Raw genomic sequence first — 18,028 nt, forward strand, 5'->3', positions numbered from 1 at the left:
GCTGGTCACAGGGATAGTGAGTATCTCTGGATCGAGCCAGAAAAACAGGCCCTGACTAGGCCGTTCGGCCCATGGTCAGACCTCTGCTTCAAGCATCTCCGCCGTGACCGCCGACTCGGTGTCTGGCAGGCCCAGGTCCTTCGCGCGCTTGTCGGCCATCGCCAGCAGACGCCTTATGCGCCCGGCGACGGCATCCTTCGTCATCTGCGGCTCGGACAGCTGGCCGAGCTCCTCCAGCGACGCCTGCCGGTGCGCCAGCCGGAGCTGGCCCGCGGCGGCGAGGTGGTCGGGGGCCTCCGGGCCGAGGATCTCCAGCGCGCGGGCGACCCGTGCGGCCGCGGCGACCGCGGCGCGGGCCGAGCGGCGCAGGTTGGCGTCGTCGAAGTTCGCCAGCCGGTTGGCGGTGGCGCGGACCTCGCGGCGCATGCGGCGTTCCTCCCAGGCCAGCACGCTGTCGTGGGCGCCGAGGCGGGTGAGCATGGCGCCGATGGCGTCGCCGTCGCGGATGACCACGCGTTCGGCGCCGCGGACCTCGCGCTGCTTGGAGGCGATGCCCATCCTGCGGGCCGCGCCGACCAGGGCCAGCGCCGCCTCCGGGCCAGGGCAGGTGATCTCCAGGGAGGAGCTGCGGCCGGGTTCGGTCAGCGAGCCGTGCGCCAGGAACGCGCCGCGCCACGCCGCCTCGGCGTCGCACACGCCACCGGACACCACGGGGGCCGGCAGGCCGCGCACGGGTCGGCCGCGCGGGTCGAGCAGACCGGTCTGGCGGGCGAGGCCCTCGCCGTCCTTGACCACGCGGACGACGTAGCGGGTGCCCTTGCGCAGGCCGTTCGACTGGATCGTGAACACCTCGGCGTGGTGGCCGTAGAGCGCCTGGATCTCCTTGAGGAGCCTGCGGGCCGCGGAGCCGAGGTCGAGCTCGGCCTCGACGACCACCCGGCCGGACACGATGTGCAGGCCACCGGCGAACCGCAGCAGGGACGAGACCTCCGCGCGGCGGCAACAGGTCTTGGATACCGCGAGCCTGCTCAGCTCGTCCTTGACCGCCGACGTCATCGCCACGGGTCTGTCCCTCCCACTCCGGTCTCCTCGACCACTTGCCTCAGGCAGCCTGCCAGTGCCTCCGGATCGTGCCGGTCGGCGGCGTCCGGTGCGGCGATCCTGGCCAGGTGCGTTCGCGCACCCAGTGCCGAGGCGGCTCGCGTCAACCGGTCCGGCGTCGGGACCGAGTCGACGTCGGCGATGACCGCGTCCACCTTCAGCTCGGGTGCGTGCTCGCAGACTACGTCCAGATGCCGCTCCGGTGAGAAACCGGCGGTTTCGCCCGGTTGGGGGACGAGGTTGAGCACGAGGACCTTCTTGGCACCCGTCCGCACCAGCGCGTCGTGCAGCTCGGGGACCAGCAGGTGCGGCAACACGCTGGTGAACCACGATCCCGGGCCGAGTAGCACGAGATCGGCGGCAAGTACAGCCTCCACCGCCTGGGGGCAGCCGGCAGGTCGCCCGTTCGGGGCAGTCAGCCGGATGCGCCGCACCAGTCCGGGCGTGGTGGCGATGGCGACCTGCCCGCGAATCCGGCGCACGTCGGTCTCGTCCTCGTCGAGCCCGGTGACGTCGGCCTCGATGTCGAGCGGGTCGTTCGACATGGGCAGCACCCGCCCCCGCACGCCCAGCAGCCGCCCGGCCACGTCGAGCACCGCCACCGGGTCGCCGAGCTGTTCGAGCAGCCCGGCGAGCACCAGGTTGCCGATCGCGTGACCGGCCAGCGCACCCGTGCCACCGAAGCGGTGCTTGAAGAGCGAGGTCCACAGCACGCTGTGCTCGTCCTCCCCCGCCAGCGCCGCCAGCGCCTTGCGCAGGTCACCGGGCGGCAGCAGGTCGGACAGCTCACGCCGCAACCGCCCCGACGAGCCCCCGTCGTCCGCGACGGTCACCACGGCCGTCACGTCCCCGGTCACCCGCCGCAACGCCGACAGCGTCGCGTGCAGCCCGCGCCCGCCGCCCAGAGCAACTGCCTTCAACTCCGTCACTCGCGTCCCAGATCCCTGTGCACAACCTTGACCGCCATGCCGTCCTCACTCGCCAGCCGCGCCGACAGCTCCTCGGACAGGGCGACACTGCGGTGCTTGCCACCCGTGCACCCGATCGCGAGCGTCAGGTACCGCTTGCCCTCACGCCGGTATCCGGCGCCGACCAGCCTGAGCAACTCGTGGTACCGGTCCAGAAATTCCTCGGCCCCCTCCTGCGACAGCACGTAGTTGCGCACCTCGCCGTCCAGTCCCGTCTGCTCGCGCAGCTCCGGGATCCAGAACGGGTTCGGCAGGAACCGCACGTCCATGACGAGGTCGGCGTCCATCGGCAGCCCGTACTTGTAACCGAAGCTCAGCACCGTGACCCGCGTCCTGGTGGCGGCCTCCGTGCCGAACGTGTCCTCGATCTTGGCCCGCAGCTGGTGGACGCTGAGCGCTGACGTGTCCAGCACCAGGTCGGCCTCCTGCTTGAGCGGCGTGAGCAGGACCCGCTCCGCCTCGATGCCGTCCTGCAACCGCCCGTCCCCCTGCATCGGGTGACCGCGCCGCACCGCCTCGAACCGCCGGATCAGCACGGCGTCGGTGGCTTCGAGGAAGAGGACGCGGGGCTTGTACCCGCGCGCGTCCAGGTCCTTGATGATCGACGCGAGGTCCTCGGTGAACGCACGACTGCGCACGTCCATGACGACGGCGACCCTGGTGATCGCCCCTCGCGCCTGCGCGCCGAGCTCGACCATCGTGGCGATGAGCTCCGGGGGCAGGTTGTCCACGACGAACCAGCCGAGGTCCTCCAGGCACTTGGCCGCGGTGCTGCGACCCGCACCGGACAGCCCGGTCACCACGGCGACTTCGATGCCGGACTTCTCCGCGTTCACGACTACGACTCCGTTACCTGTTCATGAGCGGGAGCGTCAGCTTCCGCTTCTCGGTGGGCTGTGCTGTGGGCGGTTCTGGGGTTCGGGCAGTTCTGGGCGGTTCTGGGGTTGGTGGGCAGCTCTGCGGTTGGGGCAGGTCTGCCGGTTGTGGGCAGCTCTGCGGTTCGGGCAGGTCTGCCGGTTCTGGACAGGTGTGCCAGTTCGGCGCGCCTTCCGTTCTTCCACCGCGCCGGGTGCAGTCTCCACTGCGAGGCCCTCCGCGCGCGGCAGGTTCGGGCCACGGTGACGCGCGCGTCACGGTGAGGGTGCGCGCTTGGCCCACTTGGTTGGGCGCTTCGGGGCTGGTTGTGCTCCCGACTGCGGTGGCCGTCACTCGGACGGGTGAAGCTTGTCCGGATCTGCGCCTGGCGCCGTCTTTCAGATGTCTCAACACCATGGTCGTCTTCGCCGCGCCGAGAAGGAAGGGGGCGGGGGGCGGAGTGGTGGGCCGCCGGGCGGGAGCAGTGGCAGTTGGGCGGGAGCAACGGTGGCTGAGCCAGAGCGGTGGCTGAGTCGGAACGGCGGGCGGGTGCGTGGCGACCGGACGTACGTGGCGGGCCGGTGTGCATGGCAGGTGGGTGTGCATGGCTGGCCGGGCATGCGTGGCAGGCGGGCGTGCGTGGCCGACCGGGTGCCCGTGACGGGCAGGTGTGCATGGCGGGCGGGCATGCGTGGCCAGCCGGGTGTGCGTGGCCAGCCGAGTGTGCGTGGCCAGCCGAGTGTGCGTGACGGGCGGGTGTGTGGCGAGCATCGGGGTCAGCCTGCGATGGGGTGGCTCGACTGGAAGGCCAGGCGGGCGTCCGCGGTGGAGGCGATGCGGTCGAGCTCGTCGTCGAGGGCGAGGAAGACGTCCCAGGGCTCGCGGGCGCTGGCCGTGGCGAGGTGGGTGGTCACCAGTTGTTCGAGGTCTTCGACGCGTTTGGCCTTCCAGGCCTTGTCGGCGAGGCTCACCAGGTGGTCCTCGAAGGTCGTGCCGGGGGCGGTCCAGGAGCCGTGGGTGCTGGCGAAGCGGGCCAGGTGGTCCGGCACGCCGTGGCGGAGGAGGAGGGCGTGGCCCGCCGGCTCGTGGGAGGAGCCCGGAGCGGAGAGTTCTGCGGGGTGTTCGACCTTGCCGATGTCGTGGGTGGCGGCGCCGAACAGGACCGCCTCACGGTCGAACGGCACTTCGGGGTGGTGTTGGGCGACCCAGTCGGACAGTTGGCGGGCCACGTCGTGCACCGCGCGCAGGTGGGCGATCAACCGGGGTGGAGCCTGCAGGGTGATCAGGAGGTCGGCGGCCTGGGCGGGCAACGGGGAGAGCCAGTCGGCTTCGGTCAGGGCGCGGGTCATCGCTGCGGTGAGTGGCGGGGGCGAGGGTGTCGGCAGTCGCGGTGAGGGCGTGGGCGACGGAGACGGGACACGTGACTCGGCCGGGGTACGCGGCGCGGTTGGGGCGGACGACGCGGCCAGGGTGTGCGGACCGGTCAAGGTGCGTGATGTGGCTGTGGCCGGCGATGCGGCTGGGGTGCGCGGCACGACTGGGGCGGGCGTCGCGGCCAAGGTGTGTGGCACGACCGAGGTGCGCGATGTGGCTGGGGCCAGCGATCCGGCCAGGGCGGGCGACGACGCGGCCGGGATGCGCGGCACCGCCGAGGTGCGCGACGCGGCCAGGGCAGGTGACGCGGCTGGGATGCGCGGCACTGCCAAGGCGCGCGACGCGGCTGGAGTGCGCGGCGCACCTGGGGTGGACGGCACGACCGGCGTGGATGGCTCCGCGTCGGCGGGTGGCTGGGCCGCGGCGGGTGCAGCAGCCGGACCAGGCGGCTGAACTGGTGCGAGCGGCTGCTCCGGAACCGGAGTGCCCGGCGGAGCCGAAGCAGCTGACGGAGCCGGAGCGTCCGGCGGAGTCGGGGTGTGTGAGCAAGCCGCCGGTGTGGGTGGCTGGGGTGGGTCGGTGGGAGCGGGGGTCATGGGGCTGGGTCGGGGTGGGGTGCCGGGGTGGAGGGGGCGGGGGCGGACAGGGCCACGACCACGGCCTCGGCGGTGCGGCGGCCGAAGCCGGGGAGGTCGCTGATTTCGTCCACTGTGGCCTGTTTGAGTTTGCGGACCGAGCCGAAGTGGCGGAGCAGGGCGGCTTTGCGGGTTTCGCCCAGGCCGGGGACGTTGTCGAGCTCGGAGGCGATCATGCGCTTGGAGCGCTTTTGGCGGTGGTAGGCGATGGCGAAGCGGTGGGCCTCGTCGCGGATGCGTTGCAGGAGGTAGAGGGCGTCGCTGGTGCGCGGGAGGATCACCGGGTCGGGTTCGCCGGGGACCCAGACCTCCTCCAGGCGTTTGGCGAGGCCGACCACGGCCACGTCGGTGATGCCGAGCTCGGCGAGGACGTCGGCGGCTGCGGCGGCTTGGGGGGCGGCGCCGTCGACGACCAGGAGGTTGGGCGGGTAGGCGAACTTGCGGGGTTTGCCGGTGTCCGGGTCGATGCCGGGGTTGGGGCCGCCGGAGGCGGTTTCGCGGAGCATGGCCTGGAAGCGGCGGCGGACGACCTCGGCGATGGAGGCGACGTCGCCCTCGGTGGCGGCTTCGCGCAGGGCGAAGCGGCGGTACTCGGACTTGCGGGCCAGGCCGTCCTCGAACACCACCAGCGACGCGACCACGTCGGTGCCCTGGACGTGGCTGATGTCGATGCACTCGATGCGCAGCGGCGCGGTGTCGAGGGCCAGGGCGTCCTGCAGCTCCTGCAACGCGGCCGAGCGCGCGGTGAGGTCGCCGGCGCGGCGGAGCTTGTGCTGGGCGAACGCCTCGGAGGCGTTGCGCGCCACGGTTTCCAGCAGTGCGCGTTTGTCGCCGCGTTGCGGGACGCGCAGGGCGACGCGGGAGCCGCGCTGTTCGGAGAGCAGGTCCTCCAGGGCGGAGGCGTCGTCGGGCAGCACCGGCACGAGGACCTCGCGCGGTGTGCTCTCCGTGTTGTCGCCGTAGAACTGCATGATGAACTGGTCGACGATGGCGCCGTCGTCGACGGCCTCGACCTTGTCGAGCACCCAGCCGCGCTGGCCGCGGACCCGGCCGCCGCGCACGTGGAACACCTGGACGGAGACCTCGAGCTCGTCCTGGGCGAACGCCATCACGTCGGCGTCCGTGCCGTCGCCGAGGACCACGGCCTGCTTCTCCATCGCGCGGCGGAGTGCTCCCAGGTCGTCGCGCAGCCGGGCCGCGCGCTCGAACTCCAGCTCCTCCGACGCCTGCAGCATCTCGCGTTCGAGGCGGCGGACCATGTGGTCGGTCTTGCCGGCCAGGAAGTCGCAGAAGTCGTCGACGATGTCGCGGTGCTCGTCCGCGGACACCTTGCCCACGCACGGCGCGGAGCACTTGTCGATGTACCCGAGCAGGCACGGGCGGCCGATCTGGTTGTGGCGCTTGAACACACCGGCCGAGCAGGTGCGCGCGGGGAACACGCGCAGCAGCAGGTCCAGCGTCTCGCGGATCGCCCACGCGTGGGCGAACGGGCCGAAGTAGCGCACGCCCTTCTTGCGCGGGCCGCGGTAGACGTGCAGCCGCGGGTAGTCCTCGAACAGCGTGACGGCCAGCACCGGGTACGACTTGTCGTCGCGGTACCGGACGTTGAACCGGGGGTCGTACTCCTTGATCCAGTTGTACTCCAGCTGCAGCGCCTCGACCTCGGTGGTCACGACGGTCCACTCGACCGACGCGGCCGTGGTCACCATCTGCCGCGTGCGCGGGTGCAGCCCGGACAGGTCCGCGAAGTAGGAGTTCAGCCTGCTGCGCAAGCTCTTCGCCTTGCCGACGTACACGACCCGGCCACCGGCGTCGCGGAACCTGTAGACGCCGGGGGCCTCGGGGATCGAGCCCGGAGAAGGGCGGTACGTCGAAGGATCTGCCACGTGACCCAGCCTAACGACGGGGTCTGACAAAAGTGGAAAGGGTCAGGCCAGGACCACCTGGTCGCCGTCGACGCGGACCTGCACGGCGCGCAGGCCGGAGGTGGCGGGGCCCTTCTTGACCTTGCCGTCCGCAGCGGCGAACTGGCTGCCGTGGGAGGGGCAGGTGATGGTGCCGGCGGACGGTTCCGCGACCATCGAGCCCTGGTGCGGGCAGGTGGCGTCGTAGGCCTTGACCTCGGTGGCCGAGATGCGGGCGACGACGATCTTCTTGCCGCCGGGTGCGTCCACGACGGCGCCGCCGCCCTCGGGCACGTCGGCCAGCGCGACCAGCGCACCTCCCGCCGCACCGGTCGAGCCGGTGGAGCCGGTGGAGCCGGTGGAGCCGGTGGAGCCGGTGGAGCCGGTGTTGCCGCTCCCCTGCTGGGTCGGTGCGGTGCCAGACGACGTGCCGGGTGAGCTGCAGGCCACGAGGCCGCTGGGCACGGCGAGGGCAACCGCGATTCCGCACAGGGCAGCCCGCCTGCTGACTGGGCTTTCGGTGGTCACGACCGATCCTCCGTGGTGGGTGGTGTTCGGGGTCACACCACAGCAGTACGCGATCCGGGCGGCGGGAGTTCAGCGACGGGCCGGATGCACAGCAATTCCACAGGTCTCAGGCGAGCAGCAGGTCATCACCGGACAGGGTGATGCCGACCTCGGTCAGGCCGGACGTCGCGGGTCCTCTGCGGACGGCGCCGGTGGCCGGGTCGAAGGTGCTCCCGTGCAGCGGGCAGGTGATCACGCCGGCGGCGGGCGGGTTCACCAGGGAGCCCACGTGCGGGCACGAGGGGTTGAACGCCCGGTACTCACCCGGCCGGGGCTGCACGACGAGGAGCTGGGCGTTGCCGGGCATGTCCACCAGCACGCCGCTGCCCTCGGGCACGGACGACGCGGGGGTGACCCGGTCCCCCGCACGGGCGGTTCCGACACCGCCCGTCTTGCGCGGCGCAGGCTCGCCACACGCACTCAAAGCCGCGACGAGCCCGCACAACAACACTGAACGACGGTCCACGGGTGCCGATTATCGGCGCTGGTCCTCCGCGACGGCCGTCCGGGCCAGGGCGAGCACTGCGGTGAACGGCGGGAACCAGTGCCGCGAGTGCGACGGCGGGTTCGCCCACCGCAGGGAGCCGTACCTGGTCATCGTGGGTGGCAGCGCGATCCGGTGGGGCGAGCGCACGAACTGGACCTCGGCCGGGGCCTTGAGGTGCGTCGGGAGCAACGCGACCAGCTCGGCGAGGAAGATCCAGTGCTCGCGGGGGCCGGGGATGACGGTGACCGGTCCGGCGAGCATGCGCGACTTCAGGTCGGCCAGCACGCGCGACCCGATGCGGGCCGGCATGGCGAGCGCGGTGGTGGCGGGCCCGAGGGGCAGGAACACGCCCTGTTCGGTGACCTGCACCTGCCAGCCGAGCAACCGGTAGCCGGCGACGGCCTCCCCGATCGCCCGGTCGTGTGCCCTGTTCTGTGGGACACCGGCTTTGCCGGTCTCCGCGGTCGTGAGGCTCATCGGCGGTCGTCCTCCCCTTCGGGTGGGTCAGGCACTCGGTCACGGGGATCGACCCGCGACCCGACGATGTGCAGGGTGCTTCGCACTTCGCGTCAGCACCACTCGCCCGGTGCATGGGCTTCATGCAGCGGACGCATGAAGCTCATCCGCCGGGCGGGGGTACCGGGGGTGCGACACGCGTACCCATTACGTCTTATGCATGAGATGGATGGACTGACGATCACGGCTCCGTACACTTGGTAATCGCTCAGTGACGGGAGCGATGCCGATGGATGCCGCGAGACCCAAGTCCAGGCGCGCCTGCCCGTGTGGGGCGTTCATCGCCGCCGACAACACCGACCGGTTGTGCCACCGGTGCCGCCGCAACGCCCGTTCCGGCGTGCACGGCCCTCCCGCGGTCCCCGACGACTTCTGGGACCACCCCTCGGTCGCGGCCGCCTGCACCGACCGCGACATGGGCGCGTTGATCTCCGCGTACCGCCACCACCCGCACCACCTCAGCCGGGTGTCCCAGGACCGCATGGCGGCGTGGCTCGGCATCAGCCAGGCCCAGCTCTCGCGCTACGAGTCGGGTGAGAACCCGATCGACCGCCTCGACCGGTTGCGCCACTTCGCGCTGGTGCTCGGCGTGCCGGGCGAGCGGCTGTGGTTCGACCGGGTCGTCACCCCAGCTCAGGTGGGTTCCCCCGGTTCGGGCCCACCGGATGTGCTCGCCGCCCCGTGGGAGGCGACGAGCATTGCCCGTTCGGTCGAGGAGACGGCGAGGAGCGACTTGGCGATCAGCAGACGAGCGGCGCTCACGGGAGCGGCCGCGGTGACGGTGGGGTCCGCACTGGTCGAGCCGTTGCAGCGCTGGCTGCACCCGTTGCAGAACCTGTCGCGGTGGTCGTCGCACTCGGCGATCAGCGAGGAGGAGCTGGCGGCGTTGCAGCAGGTCGCGGACGGCCTGCGCGGCTGGGGCGGCCGCGGTGGTTTCGGGCTGGCCCGCAAGGCCGTGCTGGGTCAGCTCGACGAGCTGGCCGAACGGCTCCAGCGCGCCCCCGCGGGCCCGTTGACGGAACGGGCGTTCTTCATCGGCGCCGAGCTGTCGAAGGTGGCCGCGAGCATGTCGTTCGACGCGGGCCTGCACAACGCGGCCCAGCGCTACTACGTGCTCGCCATCCGGATGGCGAAGGCCGGTCAGAACGACGGTTTCGCCGCGTTGTGCCTGGCCGCGATGGCCCGGCAGATGTTCGACCTGGGCCGCCCGGAGGACGGTCTGGAGCTCGTGCAGCTCGGCCAGTACGGCACCCGCCGCACCGGCACGCCGACGTTGAAGGCCCTGTTGCTCACGCGCGAGGCCTGGGCCTACGCGCAGCTGGGCAAGGTCCGCGAGTTCCACCAGGCCGTCGGCATGGCGCAGGACAGCTTCGCGCAGCGCGACTCGTCGCACGAGCCGGACTACCTGCACAGCTTCGACGAGGCCGAGCTGGAGGGCGTCATCGGCGCCCGCTGCCGCGACCTCGCGATGCATGACCCCTCTCAGGCCGTGTACGCCGAGCAGCACATTCGGCGTGCGTTGGAGCTGAGGGACCCCTCGAAGGTGCGCAACCGCGCCTTCGACGTGATCGGACTGGCGCGCACCAAGATGGTCGCGGGAGACCCGGAGGCGGCGTGCGGGTTGATCAACGAGGTCCTGCCGACGGCGGCGAAGCTCTCCTCGGGCCGGGTGCTGCGCAAGCTGGAGGACTTCGCGAAGGAGGCGGCACGGCACCGCCACATCCCCGCCGTGCAGGACACGCGCGACGCGATCAGGGCGATTCGGACCGCCTGATGCGCGTCGGTGTCACCGGTCACAGCAACCTGGTCCCCGAGTGCGTCCCGGCCGTCCGCGCCGCGCTGTCGGCGGTCTTAGCCGGCTTGGGCCGGCCGCTGGTCGGCGTCACGTGCCTCGCGCCGGGCGCCGACCAGGTGTTCGCGCGCGCGGTGCTGGACCTGGGCGGGCAGGTGGAGGTGGTGCTCCCGGCGCTCGACTACCGCGACCGGCTCAAACCGCACCAGGTCGCCGAGTACGACGAGCTGCGGTCGGCCGCGACGGTCGTCAGCGTGCTGCCGCACATGACGTCGGGCCGGCTTGCCTACGTCGCCGCGAACGAACGCGTGCTGGCCTCGGTCGAGCTGCTCGTGGCGGTGTGGGACGGGGTGCCGGCGCAGGGCAGGGGCGGCACGGCGGACGTGGTCGAGCAGGCACGGGCGTCCGGAGTGCCGATCGAGGTCGTGTGGCCGCCGGAGGCGCGCAGGAAGTCGTGAGCACGGGGGTGGGGCCGTGCCCGGGGTTGCGCTACGCCACCTGAGCGAAGTTCGTCGGCAACCGGACCAACTCGTCGCGCAGCCCTACCCACACCCCGCCCCCGTTGATCACGCTTCCGGGACATGGCAGCCGATCCGTTCGCCCGCTTGGCCGACCGCCAGCACTCCCTGCGAACAGCACTGCGCGCACTCCAGGCGACCCACCCCGGCAGCCCCGAGCTCCCCGCCCTGCTCGCCGACACCGACCGGGAGGTCCAGGCCGTCGTGCAGGCGCGCAGGGACGTCGAGTCGGCGAGGCTCACCGTCCCGAACCGGGTCGTCGCGGCCGTCACGGCGGTCGCGGCGCTGACCGTGGTCATCGGGTGGTTCGACCCCTGGTCGCTGGTGTCGGTCGTCCTCGCGCTGGCGGTCGCGGCCGCGGTGCTCGTGGACCCCACCGGCACGCGGCTGTGGGAGCCGCGGGCCCGCACCGCCGCCATCTCCGCCGCGCTCGCGGGGGTGCTGCTCACCCCGGTCCTGCGCGGGTGGGCGGCACTGGCCGTGGTCGCGGGTGGCGTGTGGTGGGCGTGGAGGACGCTGCGGTGAACATCGACCCGGTCAAGGCGCTCGGCGACAAGGTCGAACGGCTCAGGAAGGACCTCGGCACCCTCACCGCGCGCCTCGACGACGTCGAGACCGCGGGAGCGCAGCAGCAGCTCAGCGCCACCAACCAGATCAGGGACAACAACCGCAGACTCACCGGGACCAACGACCGGGTGAGCGAGCTCGCCGAGAGCGTCCACCGGCTCGAACGCCTGCTCGTCGCGCTCAACCGCAAGGTGCGGGCGGGGGTGGCGGAAAGGGCCGACTTCGACGACTGGCCCGGCATCGACCAGACGCTCGTCGACACGATCCTCGCGGGGCAGGACGCCTACGCGCGCAAGACGTTCACGCCGCAGGAGGCGCAGGACACGCGCAAGCTGATCGCGCGGTACGACGCCCGGCTCGCCGAGGCGATCGACGCCGCCGAGGGGCTCACGAACCTCCCGGCGAACGCGGAGTCGTTGTGGCGCGCCAAGTACGCGCGGTGGCAGGCGTTCGGGAAGCTCGGGCGGCGGCCGCCGGCACCGGACGACGAGGCGCACGCCGGGGACGCCGCCGCACGGTCGCAGGGCAACGAGGCGGTCGCCGAGGCACGCCGGCAGATCCGCGAGCGCATCGAGGACGCGGTCGCGCGCGACCTGCTGTTCCCGGCGTGGTTCGAGAACGCGCTGGGACCCGCCGCACCACCGGGGTGTGCGGACGACTGGCTCTGCACGGCAACGGACGTGGTGCTGTACCGGCTGTTGCACGGCGTCGACAGCCCGGCGGACGCGCTCGGCCCGGCACCCCGGGAACAGGGGCACCGCAGGACCTTGCACGACCGGCTGGTCGGCGAGTGCGCGGAGTACCGCAGGGCGTGAGCACAGGACCGGACAGGGCGCCTCTGTCCGGTCACGCGCTCATGCGGTCAGGCGGATCAGGCCAGTTCGAGGCTGAACCGCTGCTGCGCGTCGTCCACCACCAGCACCTTCACCTGCACGGTCGAACCGACCTCGGCCTGCTGACCGTGCAGCAGCCCGTGTGCCCCGGCGGGGTGCTCGACGAACGAGCCGAACGGGACGGTCGAGACGACCTTCCCGGAGAAGACATCACCAACGTTGGGAAGCATTGCGCATCACCTCCTCTCCCGTGCGCAGTTCCCCTTGAGAACGGAGGAAGCGCGGGGGTGGAGGGGCCCTGATCAAGTCAGGGCCGGGCAACCGTTCCGCTCACGGCACAGGGCCGACCCGGCAGTCATACCGGGAAGACTAGCCACTTCCCGCGGTTGTCCGCAATGGAACTTAGACTTCCGCCCATGCTGGAGACGTCCGCACGGCTGCTGAAGCTGCTCTCGTTGCTGCAGGTGCGGCGCGACTGGACGGGCCCGGAGCTCGCCGGCCGGCTCAGCGTCGACGTGCGCACGATCCGCCGCGACGTCGACAAGCTGCGCAGTCTCGGCTATCCCGTCACGTCGCTTCCCGGCGCCACGGGCGGGTACCGGTTGGGGGCGGGTGCCGAGCTGCCGCCGCTGCTGCTGGACGATGACGAGGCGGTGGCCGTCGCCGTAGGACTCAGGACCGCGGCGAACGGCACGGTCGCGGGCATCGAGGAGACGTCGGTGCGCGCGCTCACCAAGCTGGAGCAGGTCCTGCCGAGCCGGTTGCGCAGGCGCGTCCAGGCGTTGCAGGCCCACACCACTCCCCTGGTCGCGGGCGGGCCGGTGGTCGACGCGGAGACGCTCACGGTCATCGCCGCCGCCTGCCGGGACCACCAGCAGCTGCGGTTCACCTACGCCGCCACGCACGGCGAGCCCGCGAAACGGCTCGTCGAGCCGCAGGGGCTCGTGCACACCGGCCGCCGCTGGTACCTGGTCGCGTGGGATGTGTCCAAAGAGGACTGGCGGACGTTCAGGGTCGACCGGATCACCGAGCAGCCGGCGCTCGCGGCCCGGTTCGCGCCGCGCGAACCGCCTGCCCCCGAGCTCGGCGAGTTCGTGTCGCGCCAGGTCGCGTCGAGCGTCTACACCTACCAGGCCGTGCTCACGGTCCACGCACCCGTGCGGGCGGTCGCCGAACGTTCGACGCCCACCTCGGTGTCGCTGGAGGCGATCGACGACGACACGTGCCTCGTGCGCACCGGCGCCGAGTCGCTCGACCGGATGGTGTTCTTCCTGCTGTACCTGGGTTTCGACTTCGAGGTGCACGAACCGCCGGAGCTCAGGGACCACATCGGCACGCTCATCGACCGCATGCGCACCGCGATCGGGGTCCGGGGATGACGGCCACGACCGACTTCGCCACCGCGGTGGACCCGTACCGCCGCGAGCTGCTCGCGCACTGCTACCGGATGCTCGGCTCGCTGCACGACGCCGAGGACCTGGTGCAGGAGACGTACCTGCGGGCGTGGAAGTCCTACGACCGGTTCGAGGGCCGGTCGTCGGTGCGCACCTGGCTGTACCGGATCGCCACGAACGCCTGCCTCACCGCGCTGGAGAGCCGCGCCCGCCGGCCGTTGCCGTCCGGGCTCGGCACCCGCGGCGCCACGCAGGACGACCCGCTCACCCAGGACCACGAGGTGCCGTGGCTGGAGCCGTTCCCGACCGACCCGGCGGCGATCGTCGCGGAACGGGAGAGCACGCGGCTCGCGTTCGTCGCGGCGCTGCAGCACGTGTCACCACGGCAACGCGCGGTGCTGATCCTGCGCGACGTCCTGCGGCTCAGCGCCGCAGAGACCGCCGACCGGCTGGACATGACCGTCGCCGCGGTCAACAGCGCCCTGCAACGCGCCCACGACCGGCTCAAGGACCTCAGCGAGGACCAGGTCACCGAACCGGGCGGGGCGCGGGAGCTGCTCGACCGGTGGGTCGAGGCGTTCGTGGCCAAGGACATCCCGGCGATCGTCGCGCTGTTCAGCGAGGACGTCGTGTGGGAGATGCCGCCGTACCCGCAGTGGTACCGCGGCCCGGACATGATCGCGTGGCACCTCGTGCACCAGTGCCCGGCCGTCCCCGGCAGGGCGCGCATGATCGCGACGGAGGCGAACGGCCAGCCCGCCTACGGCCTGTACCTGGAGGGCGAGGACGGCGGGTACCGGCCGTTCAACCTCCAGGTGCTGGAGGTCGGGCACGACCGGATCACGCGCGTCTCGTCGTTCTTCGACCTCAGCCTGTTCCCGCGGTTCGGGCTGCCTTCGACCGCATGAGGTCCGAGCAGGAAGCCGCAGCGGGACGAGGTCGTGGCGCGGACCGCGGGTGCGCTTGACCGACGTCAGGAGAACACCGGGCGAAACCGGGCCCTCCGCCGATCGGACCACTCGCTAGCATCGCGACCCATGGGCTGGGGGATTGTGGTCGCAGGAGCGGTCGTCGCGGTGGGCGGGCTGTTACAGGGGTTGATCGGGTTCGGGCTGGCGCTCGTGGCGGTGCCGTTGATCGCGCTGCTGGACCCGGCGCTGCTGCCGGTGCCGGTGCTGATGGTCGCCGCCGCACACGCGTCGATGTCGCTCGCCCGCGAGTTCGGCCACGTCGACTGGCGCGGTGTGGGCTGGGCGATGCTCGGCCGGCTGCCCGGCACGGTCGTGGGCGTGCTGGTCGTCGACGCGCTCGACCCGAAGGGGTTCGGGCTGGTCGTCGGCGGGTCGGTGCTGGCGTGCGTGCTGCTGTCCACCACGACCTGGCGGCCGGCGCCGAGGCCGGGGTCGCTCGTCACGGCCGGGTTCGCGAGCGGGTCGTTCGGCACGGCCACGTCGGTGGGCGGGCCGATGGTGGCTCTGCTCTACCAGAACCAGGCGGGTCCGCAGGTCAGGGCGACGCTCGCGGCGTTCTTCGTGCTCGGCTCCGGCGCCTCGGTCCTCGCGCTGGCCGGCGCCGGGCAGGTCACCGCCCACCAGTTCCGGGCAGGGGTCGCGCTCATCCCGTTCCTCGTCGCCGGCTTCCTGCTGTCCGGGCCGCTGCGCGAGCGGGTCGACGCGGGTGGGATCCGCACGCCGATGCTCCTCGTCGCCGGGCTGAGCTCGGTCGTGCTGATCGTGCGGAGCGTGCTGTCGTGATCTGGTTCGCGGCCGCGACGGCGGTCTTCCTCTACTTCGCCCGGCCCGCGTGGGTGACGTTCGTCCTCGCCGGGCTCGCGACGATCGCGGTGCAGCCCTTCGGCCCCGGCTGGATCGGCGCGACCTCCGGGGCGCTGGCCCCCGACCTGGCCTCGCCGCGGCTGGTGATCGCCGCCGGGCTCGTCGCGTGGGCGGTCCGGCACCGCAGCTGGCGGATGGGCGCCGCGGCCGTCGTTTTCGGCGCGCTCGTGCTCTGCACCGACCGGGCGTTCATCCCGGTCCTGCTGCTCTTCACCGCCGCCGCGCTCGCCGCGGCCCCGCGCAGGCCGCTGCACTCCGGCGGGATCGTGGTCCTCGCGGTCGCGCTCGGGCTGACCTTCCTCGGTGTCCTCCCCGCCCGCCCGGTGGTCGAGGCCATGCCGGAGGTGGTCTGGATCGCGTTCGGGGTGGCCCTGCTGCTCGTCGCCGTGGCGCCGAGACCCGCCTGGGTGGCGCTCTCGATCGCCGGGTTCGGCTCGCTGGCGGCGTACACGGTGACGCTCAGCCCGATGTTCCTCACCAACCCGTGCACCCTGCCCGGAGCCGTGTGCGGCAGTGCGCCCGGCTGGTACTCCTCTGACGAACGCCCGGCACAGGTCGTCGTGTCCAGCGGAGCCACCGGGATCGGCAGCCTGGGCCGCGACGACATGCTGACCTACACGCCCGTGTGGTTCGTCGTGGCCGCGGTGCTCGTCTGGGCGATCAGGCGCCGCAGCTGGCGGGTCGCCGTCGCGGGCGTGGCGTTCGGCGCCGTGCTGCAGGCCGCTCCCGAACACGCGGCCATCCCGGTGTTCGCCGCCGCGGCCGCGGCACTCGGGCCGCGCCGGGACCCGTTCTACCTGGCGGGCATCGGGGTGCTGGCGCTCGCGCTGGCCGACCGGCAGGAACCGTGGACGCTGGCCGTCACGATCATCGCCATCACGGCCGGCCTCGGGCTCGGCTTCTGGTCCTGCGCGCGGAAGAACGGCGCCGACGGGGCCATCGCCGTGGTCGCGCTGGCGGTGGCCCCGGTGACGCCGTTCCTCACCGCGGGAGTGCTGCTCGCAACGCCTTTGCTCAGAAGGGCTGCGTGTTGGGCTGGTACACCGAACCGTTCACCGGCGCCGTGAGGTCGACCAGGTACCTGGTCACCGCCGCGTCGGCACCCGCGGAGTCGCCCAGGATGCAGTGGCCGAACGCGTCGACGCTGATCAGCCGCGCGTTGCCGAGCTGCTGGGACATGCGGCGGGCGAACTCGTACTGCGTGGCCGGGTCGTAGTAGTTGCCGACCACGACGACCGGGTTCTTGGTCTTGCGGTGCCACGGGCCGATCCAGCGGTCCGGGTTGCGCGCCGGCCACGTCGGGCAGGTCAGCGCGTCCGAAGCGGCCTGGTAGCGGCCGAACGTGGGCGACTCCTTCTCCCACTTGGCCGCGGTGGACGCCCAGGTGCGGGTCGTCCTGGCGAACGGCTTGTCGATGCAGTTGACCGCGTAGTACGAGTCGTCGCTCGTGTACGGGGTCTCCGGCAGGCCGCGCACGTCGGCCAGGCCACCGTTGTTGTTCAGCGCGGGAACGTCCACAACGGACTGGACGCTCATCGTCTGCGCGGTGGCCGTCGCCGCGGCCGGGTTCTGCGCCGCGTGGATCGACTGCAGCCACGTGGCGAGCGCCTTGAACGTGGCCGGGTTGTACAGGTTGCTCGCGGTGCGGCCGACGACGTCCGTCAGCGTCACCTGCGTGCCGTCCGGCAGCGTCGTCGGGCCCTTGCGCAGGGTCTCGCGGATGCCGTCGAACTTCTTGCGGGCGTCACCGGCGAACGCGCACTTGGCGGTGCCCTCGGCGTCGCAGCGCTTGAGGAACGCGTCGAGCGCGATCTCGAAGCCCTTGGCGCGCTGGCGGTCGTACTCGGCGCCGTTGGTCAGGCGCAGCTTCGGGTCGACGTTGCCGTCGAGCACGAGCGCACGCGACCGCTCCGGGAAGATGTTCGCGTAGGTGGCGCCGAGCAGCGTGCCGTAGGAGAAGCCGACGTAGGTCAGCTGCCGGTCGCCGACCGACTCGCGCAGCACGTCGAGGTCGCGGGCGACGGCCTCGGTCGACATGTGGTCGAGCAGCGGACCGGCGTTGATCCCGCAGTAGTCCGTGTAGGCCTTCGACTGGCGGATCGAGCTCTCGATCTCCGCCTTGGTCGTCGGCAGGGCGAACCAGCCCTCGTTGACCGCGTCGGCCTCCTCCTGGGTGCGGAAGCAGCGCAGCGGGGCGCTGCGGCCGACACCGCGCGGGTCGAAGCCGATGAGGTCGAACTTCTCGAGGACCTCCTGGCTGAAGAAGCTCGCGCCGAACGCGCCGTAGATCAGACCGGCGCCACCGGGGCCGCCGGGGTTGATGAACAGCGAGCCGATCTTCTTCGCCGGGTCGGTCGCCGGCCGCTTCATCATGATGATGCCCGTCTTGTCACCGCGCGGACGCGAGTGGTCGACGGGAACTTCCTGGATGGCACAGCTGACCCTGGTGCGTTCGGCAGCAGGGATCGAAGCGAGCACATCCGCCGCGCACGGCCCCCAAGCGGCGGGTCTGACTGCTGCGGCGCCGGGCTGGGCGGAGGCGGTGCTCGCGCCCAGACCGGAGGCGATGGTGCCGAGCGCGAGCGCCGAAGCGAGCGCCGCGCGGCCGGCACGGGTGGCAAGGGAAGACGTCACCGGTGCAGCCCATCACTGCGGGCGCACCGTTTGTACCCGCCTATCGGA

The 18,028-nt window shown here is 72.1% G+C and carries 19 protein-coding genes; 9 read left to right on the forward strand and 10 right to left on the reverse strand.

What is annotated here, in order from left to right; translation table 11 throughout:
* Positions 1 to 75 precede the first annotated feature (75 nt).
* The 4 genes from whiA to ACZ7CH_RS19470 form a co-directional block, all read right to left on the reverse strand.
* On the reverse strand, positions 76 to 1,062 hold the full coding sequence (whiA, locus tag ACZ7CH_RS19455) for a DNA-binding protein WhiA (protein WP_360400170.1): 987 nt from the start codon (positions 1,060 to 1,062) through the stop codon (positions 76 to 78).
* Positions 1,053 to 2,021, reverse strand: a complete 969-nt coding sequence (locus ACZ7CH_RS19460) for a gluconeogenesis factor YvcK family protein (protein ID WP_470374727.1) — start codon at positions 2,019 to 2,021, stop codon at positions 1,053 to 1,055. Before ACZ7CH_RS19460 ends, whiA begins: the two co-directional genes overlap by 10 nt.
* 5 nt (positions 2,022 to 2,026) lie before the next feature.
* Positions 2,027 to 2,884 (reverse strand): RNase adapter RapZ, encoded by an 858-nt coding sequence (gene rapZ / locus ACZ7CH_RS19465; protein WP_053738354.1) that lies wholly within the window; start codon positions 2,882 to 2,884, stop codon positions 2,027 to 2,029.
* Between the two features lie 816 nt (positions 2,885 to 3,700).
* Complete coding sequence (locus ACZ7CH_RS19470) at positions 3,701 to 4,273, reverse strand: HD domain-containing protein (RefSeq protein ID WP_470374474.1); 573 nt, start codon at positions 4,271 to 4,273, stop codon at positions 3,701 to 3,703.
* A gap of 238 nt (positions 4,274 to 4,511) precedes the next feature.
* Here ACZ7CH_RS19470 and ACZ7CH_RS19475 point away from each other — a divergent pair, with 238 nt between their 5' ends.
* The gene (locus tag ACZ7CH_RS19475; RefSeq protein WP_470374475.1) at positions 4,512 to 4,751 is read left to right on the forward strand and encodes a hypothetical protein; all 240 of its coding nucleotides are present in this window, start codon (positions 4,512 to 4,514) and stop codon (positions 4,749 to 4,751) included.
* Between the two features lie 139 nt (positions 4,752 to 4,890).
* Here ACZ7CH_RS19475 and uvrC read toward each other — a convergent pair whose 3' ends face one another.
* From uvrC to ACZ7CH_RS19495, 4 genes are all read right to left on the reverse strand, one after another.
* Entirely contained in the window at positions 4,891 to 6,819 is a 1,929-nt protein-coding gene (uvrC, locus tag ACZ7CH_RS19480) for an excinuclease ABC subunit UvrC (protein WP_470374476.1), read from the reverse strand.
* A gap of 42 nt (positions 6,820 to 6,861) precedes the next feature.
* Positions 6,862 to 7,365: a Rieske (2Fe-2S) protein gene (locus ACZ7CH_RS19485; RefSeq protein WP_470374477.1), complete on the reverse strand. Its 504-nt coding sequence runs from the start codon at positions 7,363 to 7,365 to the stop codon at positions 6,862 to 6,864.
* A gap of 106 nt (positions 7,366 to 7,471) precedes the next feature.
* The gene (locus ACZ7CH_RS19490) at positions 7,472 to 7,870 is read right to left on the reverse strand and encodes a Rieske (2Fe-2S) protein (RefSeq protein WP_470374478.1); all 399 of its coding nucleotides are present in this window, start codon (positions 7,868 to 7,870) and stop codon (positions 7,472 to 7,474) included.
* Positions 7,871 to 7,879: 9 nt separating this feature from the next.
* Positions 7,880 to 8,368: a hypothetical protein gene (locus ACZ7CH_RS19495; RefSeq protein ID WP_360400152.1), complete on the reverse strand. Its 489-nt coding sequence runs from the start codon at positions 8,366 to 8,368 to the stop codon at positions 7,880 to 7,882.
* A 268-nt stretch (positions 8,369 to 8,636) separates the two neighbouring features.
* On the opposite strand from ACZ7CH_RS19495, the gene ACZ7CH_RS19500 reads away from it, so the two are divergent.
* The 4 genes from ACZ7CH_RS19500 (at position 8,637) to ACZ7CH_RS19515 (ending at position 12,099) form a co-directional block, all read left to right on the forward strand.
* Positions 8,637 to 10,181: a helix-turn-helix domain-containing protein gene (locus ACZ7CH_RS19500; RefSeq protein ID WP_470374479.1), complete on the forward strand. Its 1,545-nt coding sequence runs from the start codon at positions 8,637 to 8,639 to the stop codon at positions 10,179 to 10,181.
* On the forward strand, positions 10,181 to 10,657 hold the full coding sequence (locus ACZ7CH_RS19505; protein ID WP_360400146.1) for a hypothetical protein: 477 nt from the start codon (positions 10,181 to 10,183) through the stop codon (positions 10,655 to 10,657). The genes ACZ7CH_RS19500 and ACZ7CH_RS19505 overlap by 1 nt, the downstream gene beginning before the upstream one ends.
* 123 nt (positions 10,658 to 10,780) lie before the next feature.
* A complete protein-coding gene (locus tag ACZ7CH_RS19510; protein WP_360400143.1) occupies positions 10,781 to 11,242 on the forward strand; it encodes a hypothetical protein in 462 nt (153 codons plus the stop codon).
* Positions 11,239 to 12,099: a hypothetical protein gene (locus tag ACZ7CH_RS19515; RefSeq protein WP_458431196.1), complete on the forward strand. Its 861-nt coding sequence runs from the start codon at positions 11,239 to 11,241 to the stop codon at positions 12,097 to 12,099. The genes ACZ7CH_RS19510 and ACZ7CH_RS19515 overlap by 4 nt, the downstream gene beginning before the upstream one ends.
* Before the next feature lie 56 nt (positions 12,100 to 12,155).
* Here the strand turns inward: ACZ7CH_RS19515 and ACZ7CH_RS19520 are convergent, their stop codons facing one another.
* On the reverse strand, positions 12,156 to 12,347 hold the full coding sequence (locus ACZ7CH_RS19520) for a S1 RNA-binding domain-containing protein (protein ID WP_360400137.1): 192 nt from the start codon (positions 12,345 to 12,347) through the stop codon (positions 12,156 to 12,158).
* Positions 12,348 to 12,533: 186 nt separating this feature from the next.
* Between ACZ7CH_RS19520 and ACZ7CH_RS19525 the strand changes: the two genes are divergently transcribed.
* From ACZ7CH_RS19525 to ACZ7CH_RS19540, 4 genes are all read left to right on the forward strand, one after another.
* Entirely contained in the window at positions 12,534 to 13,496 is a 963-nt protein-coding gene (locus ACZ7CH_RS19525) for a helix-turn-helix transcriptional regulator (RefSeq protein WP_458431195.1), read from the forward strand.
* Positions 13,493 to 14,419, forward strand: a complete 927-nt coding sequence (locus ACZ7CH_RS19530) for a sigma-70 family RNA polymerase sigma factor (protein ID WP_458431194.1) — start codon at positions 13,493 to 13,495, stop codon at positions 14,417 to 14,419. The genes ACZ7CH_RS19525 and ACZ7CH_RS19530 overlap by 4 nt, the downstream gene beginning before the upstream one ends.
* Positions 14,420 to 14,548: 129 nt before the next feature.
* Positions 14,549 to 15,265: a sulfite exporter TauE/SafE family protein gene (locus ACZ7CH_RS19535; protein WP_458431193.1), complete on the forward strand. Its 717-nt coding sequence runs from the start codon at positions 14,549 to 14,551 to the stop codon at positions 15,263 to 15,265.
* On the forward strand, positions 15,262 to 16,413 hold the full coding sequence (locus ACZ7CH_RS19540) for a hypothetical protein (protein WP_470374480.1): 1,152 nt from the start codon (positions 15,262 to 15,264) through the stop codon (positions 16,411 to 16,413). Before ACZ7CH_RS19535 ends, ACZ7CH_RS19540 begins: the two co-directional genes overlap by 4 nt.
* Here ACZ7CH_RS19540 and ACZ7CH_RS19545 read toward each other — a convergent pair.
* Positions 16,361 to 17,980 carry an alpha/beta hydrolase gene (locus tag ACZ7CH_RS19545; RefSeq protein ID WP_470374481.1) on the reverse strand — a complete coding sequence of 540 codons (1,620 nt, stop codon included), beginning with the start codon at positions 17,978 to 17,980 and terminating at the stop codon, positions 16,361 to 16,363. The two genes, ACZ7CH_RS19540 and ACZ7CH_RS19545, sit on opposite strands and share 53 nt — an antisense overlap.
* Positions 17,981 to 18,028: the final 48 nt, after the last annotated feature.

Source organism: Lentzea sp. NPDC037011 (assembly GCF_055607425.1).

Bases quoted from the DNA above. Each gene is read 5' to 3' on its own strand.
- ACZ7CH_RS19470 (WP_470374474.1), bottom strand. From the start codon at position 4,273: ATGACCCGCGCCCTGACCGAAGCCGACTGGCTCTCCCCGTTGCCCGCC.
- ACZ7CH_RS19495 (WP_360400152.1), bottom strand. From the start codon at position 8,368: ATGAGCCTCACGACCGCGGAGACCGGCAAAGCCGGTGTCCCACAGAAC.
- ACZ7CH_RS19500 (WP_470374479.1), top strand. From the start codon at position 8,637: ATGGATGCCGCGAGACCCAAGTCCAGGCGCGCCTGCCCGTGTGGGGCG.
- ACZ7CH_RS19505 (WP_360400146.1), top strand. From the start codon at position 10,181: ATGCGCGTCGGTGTCACCGGTCACAGCAACCTGGTCCCCGAGTGCGTC.
- ACZ7CH_RS19510 (WP_360400143.1), top strand. From the start codon at position 10,781: ATGGCAGCCGATCCGTTCGCCCGCTTGGCCGACCGCCAGCACTCCCTG.
- ACZ7CH_RS19520 (WP_360400137.1), bottom strand. From the start codon at position 12,347: ATGCTTCCCAACGTTGGTGATGTCTTCTCCGGGAAGGTCGTCTCGACC.
- ACZ7CH_RS19525 (WP_458431195.1), top strand. From the start codon at position 12,534: ATGCTGGAGACGTCCGCACGGCTGCTGAAGCTGCTCTCGTTGCTGCAG.
- ACZ7CH_RS19530 (WP_458431194.1), top strand. From the start codon at position 13,493: ATGACGGCCACGACCGACTTCGCCACCGCGGTGGACCCGTACCGCCGC.
- ACZ7CH_RS19535 (WP_458431193.1), top strand. From the start codon at position 14,549: ATGGGCTGGGGGATTGTGGTCGCAGGAGCGGTCGTCGCGGTGGGCGGG.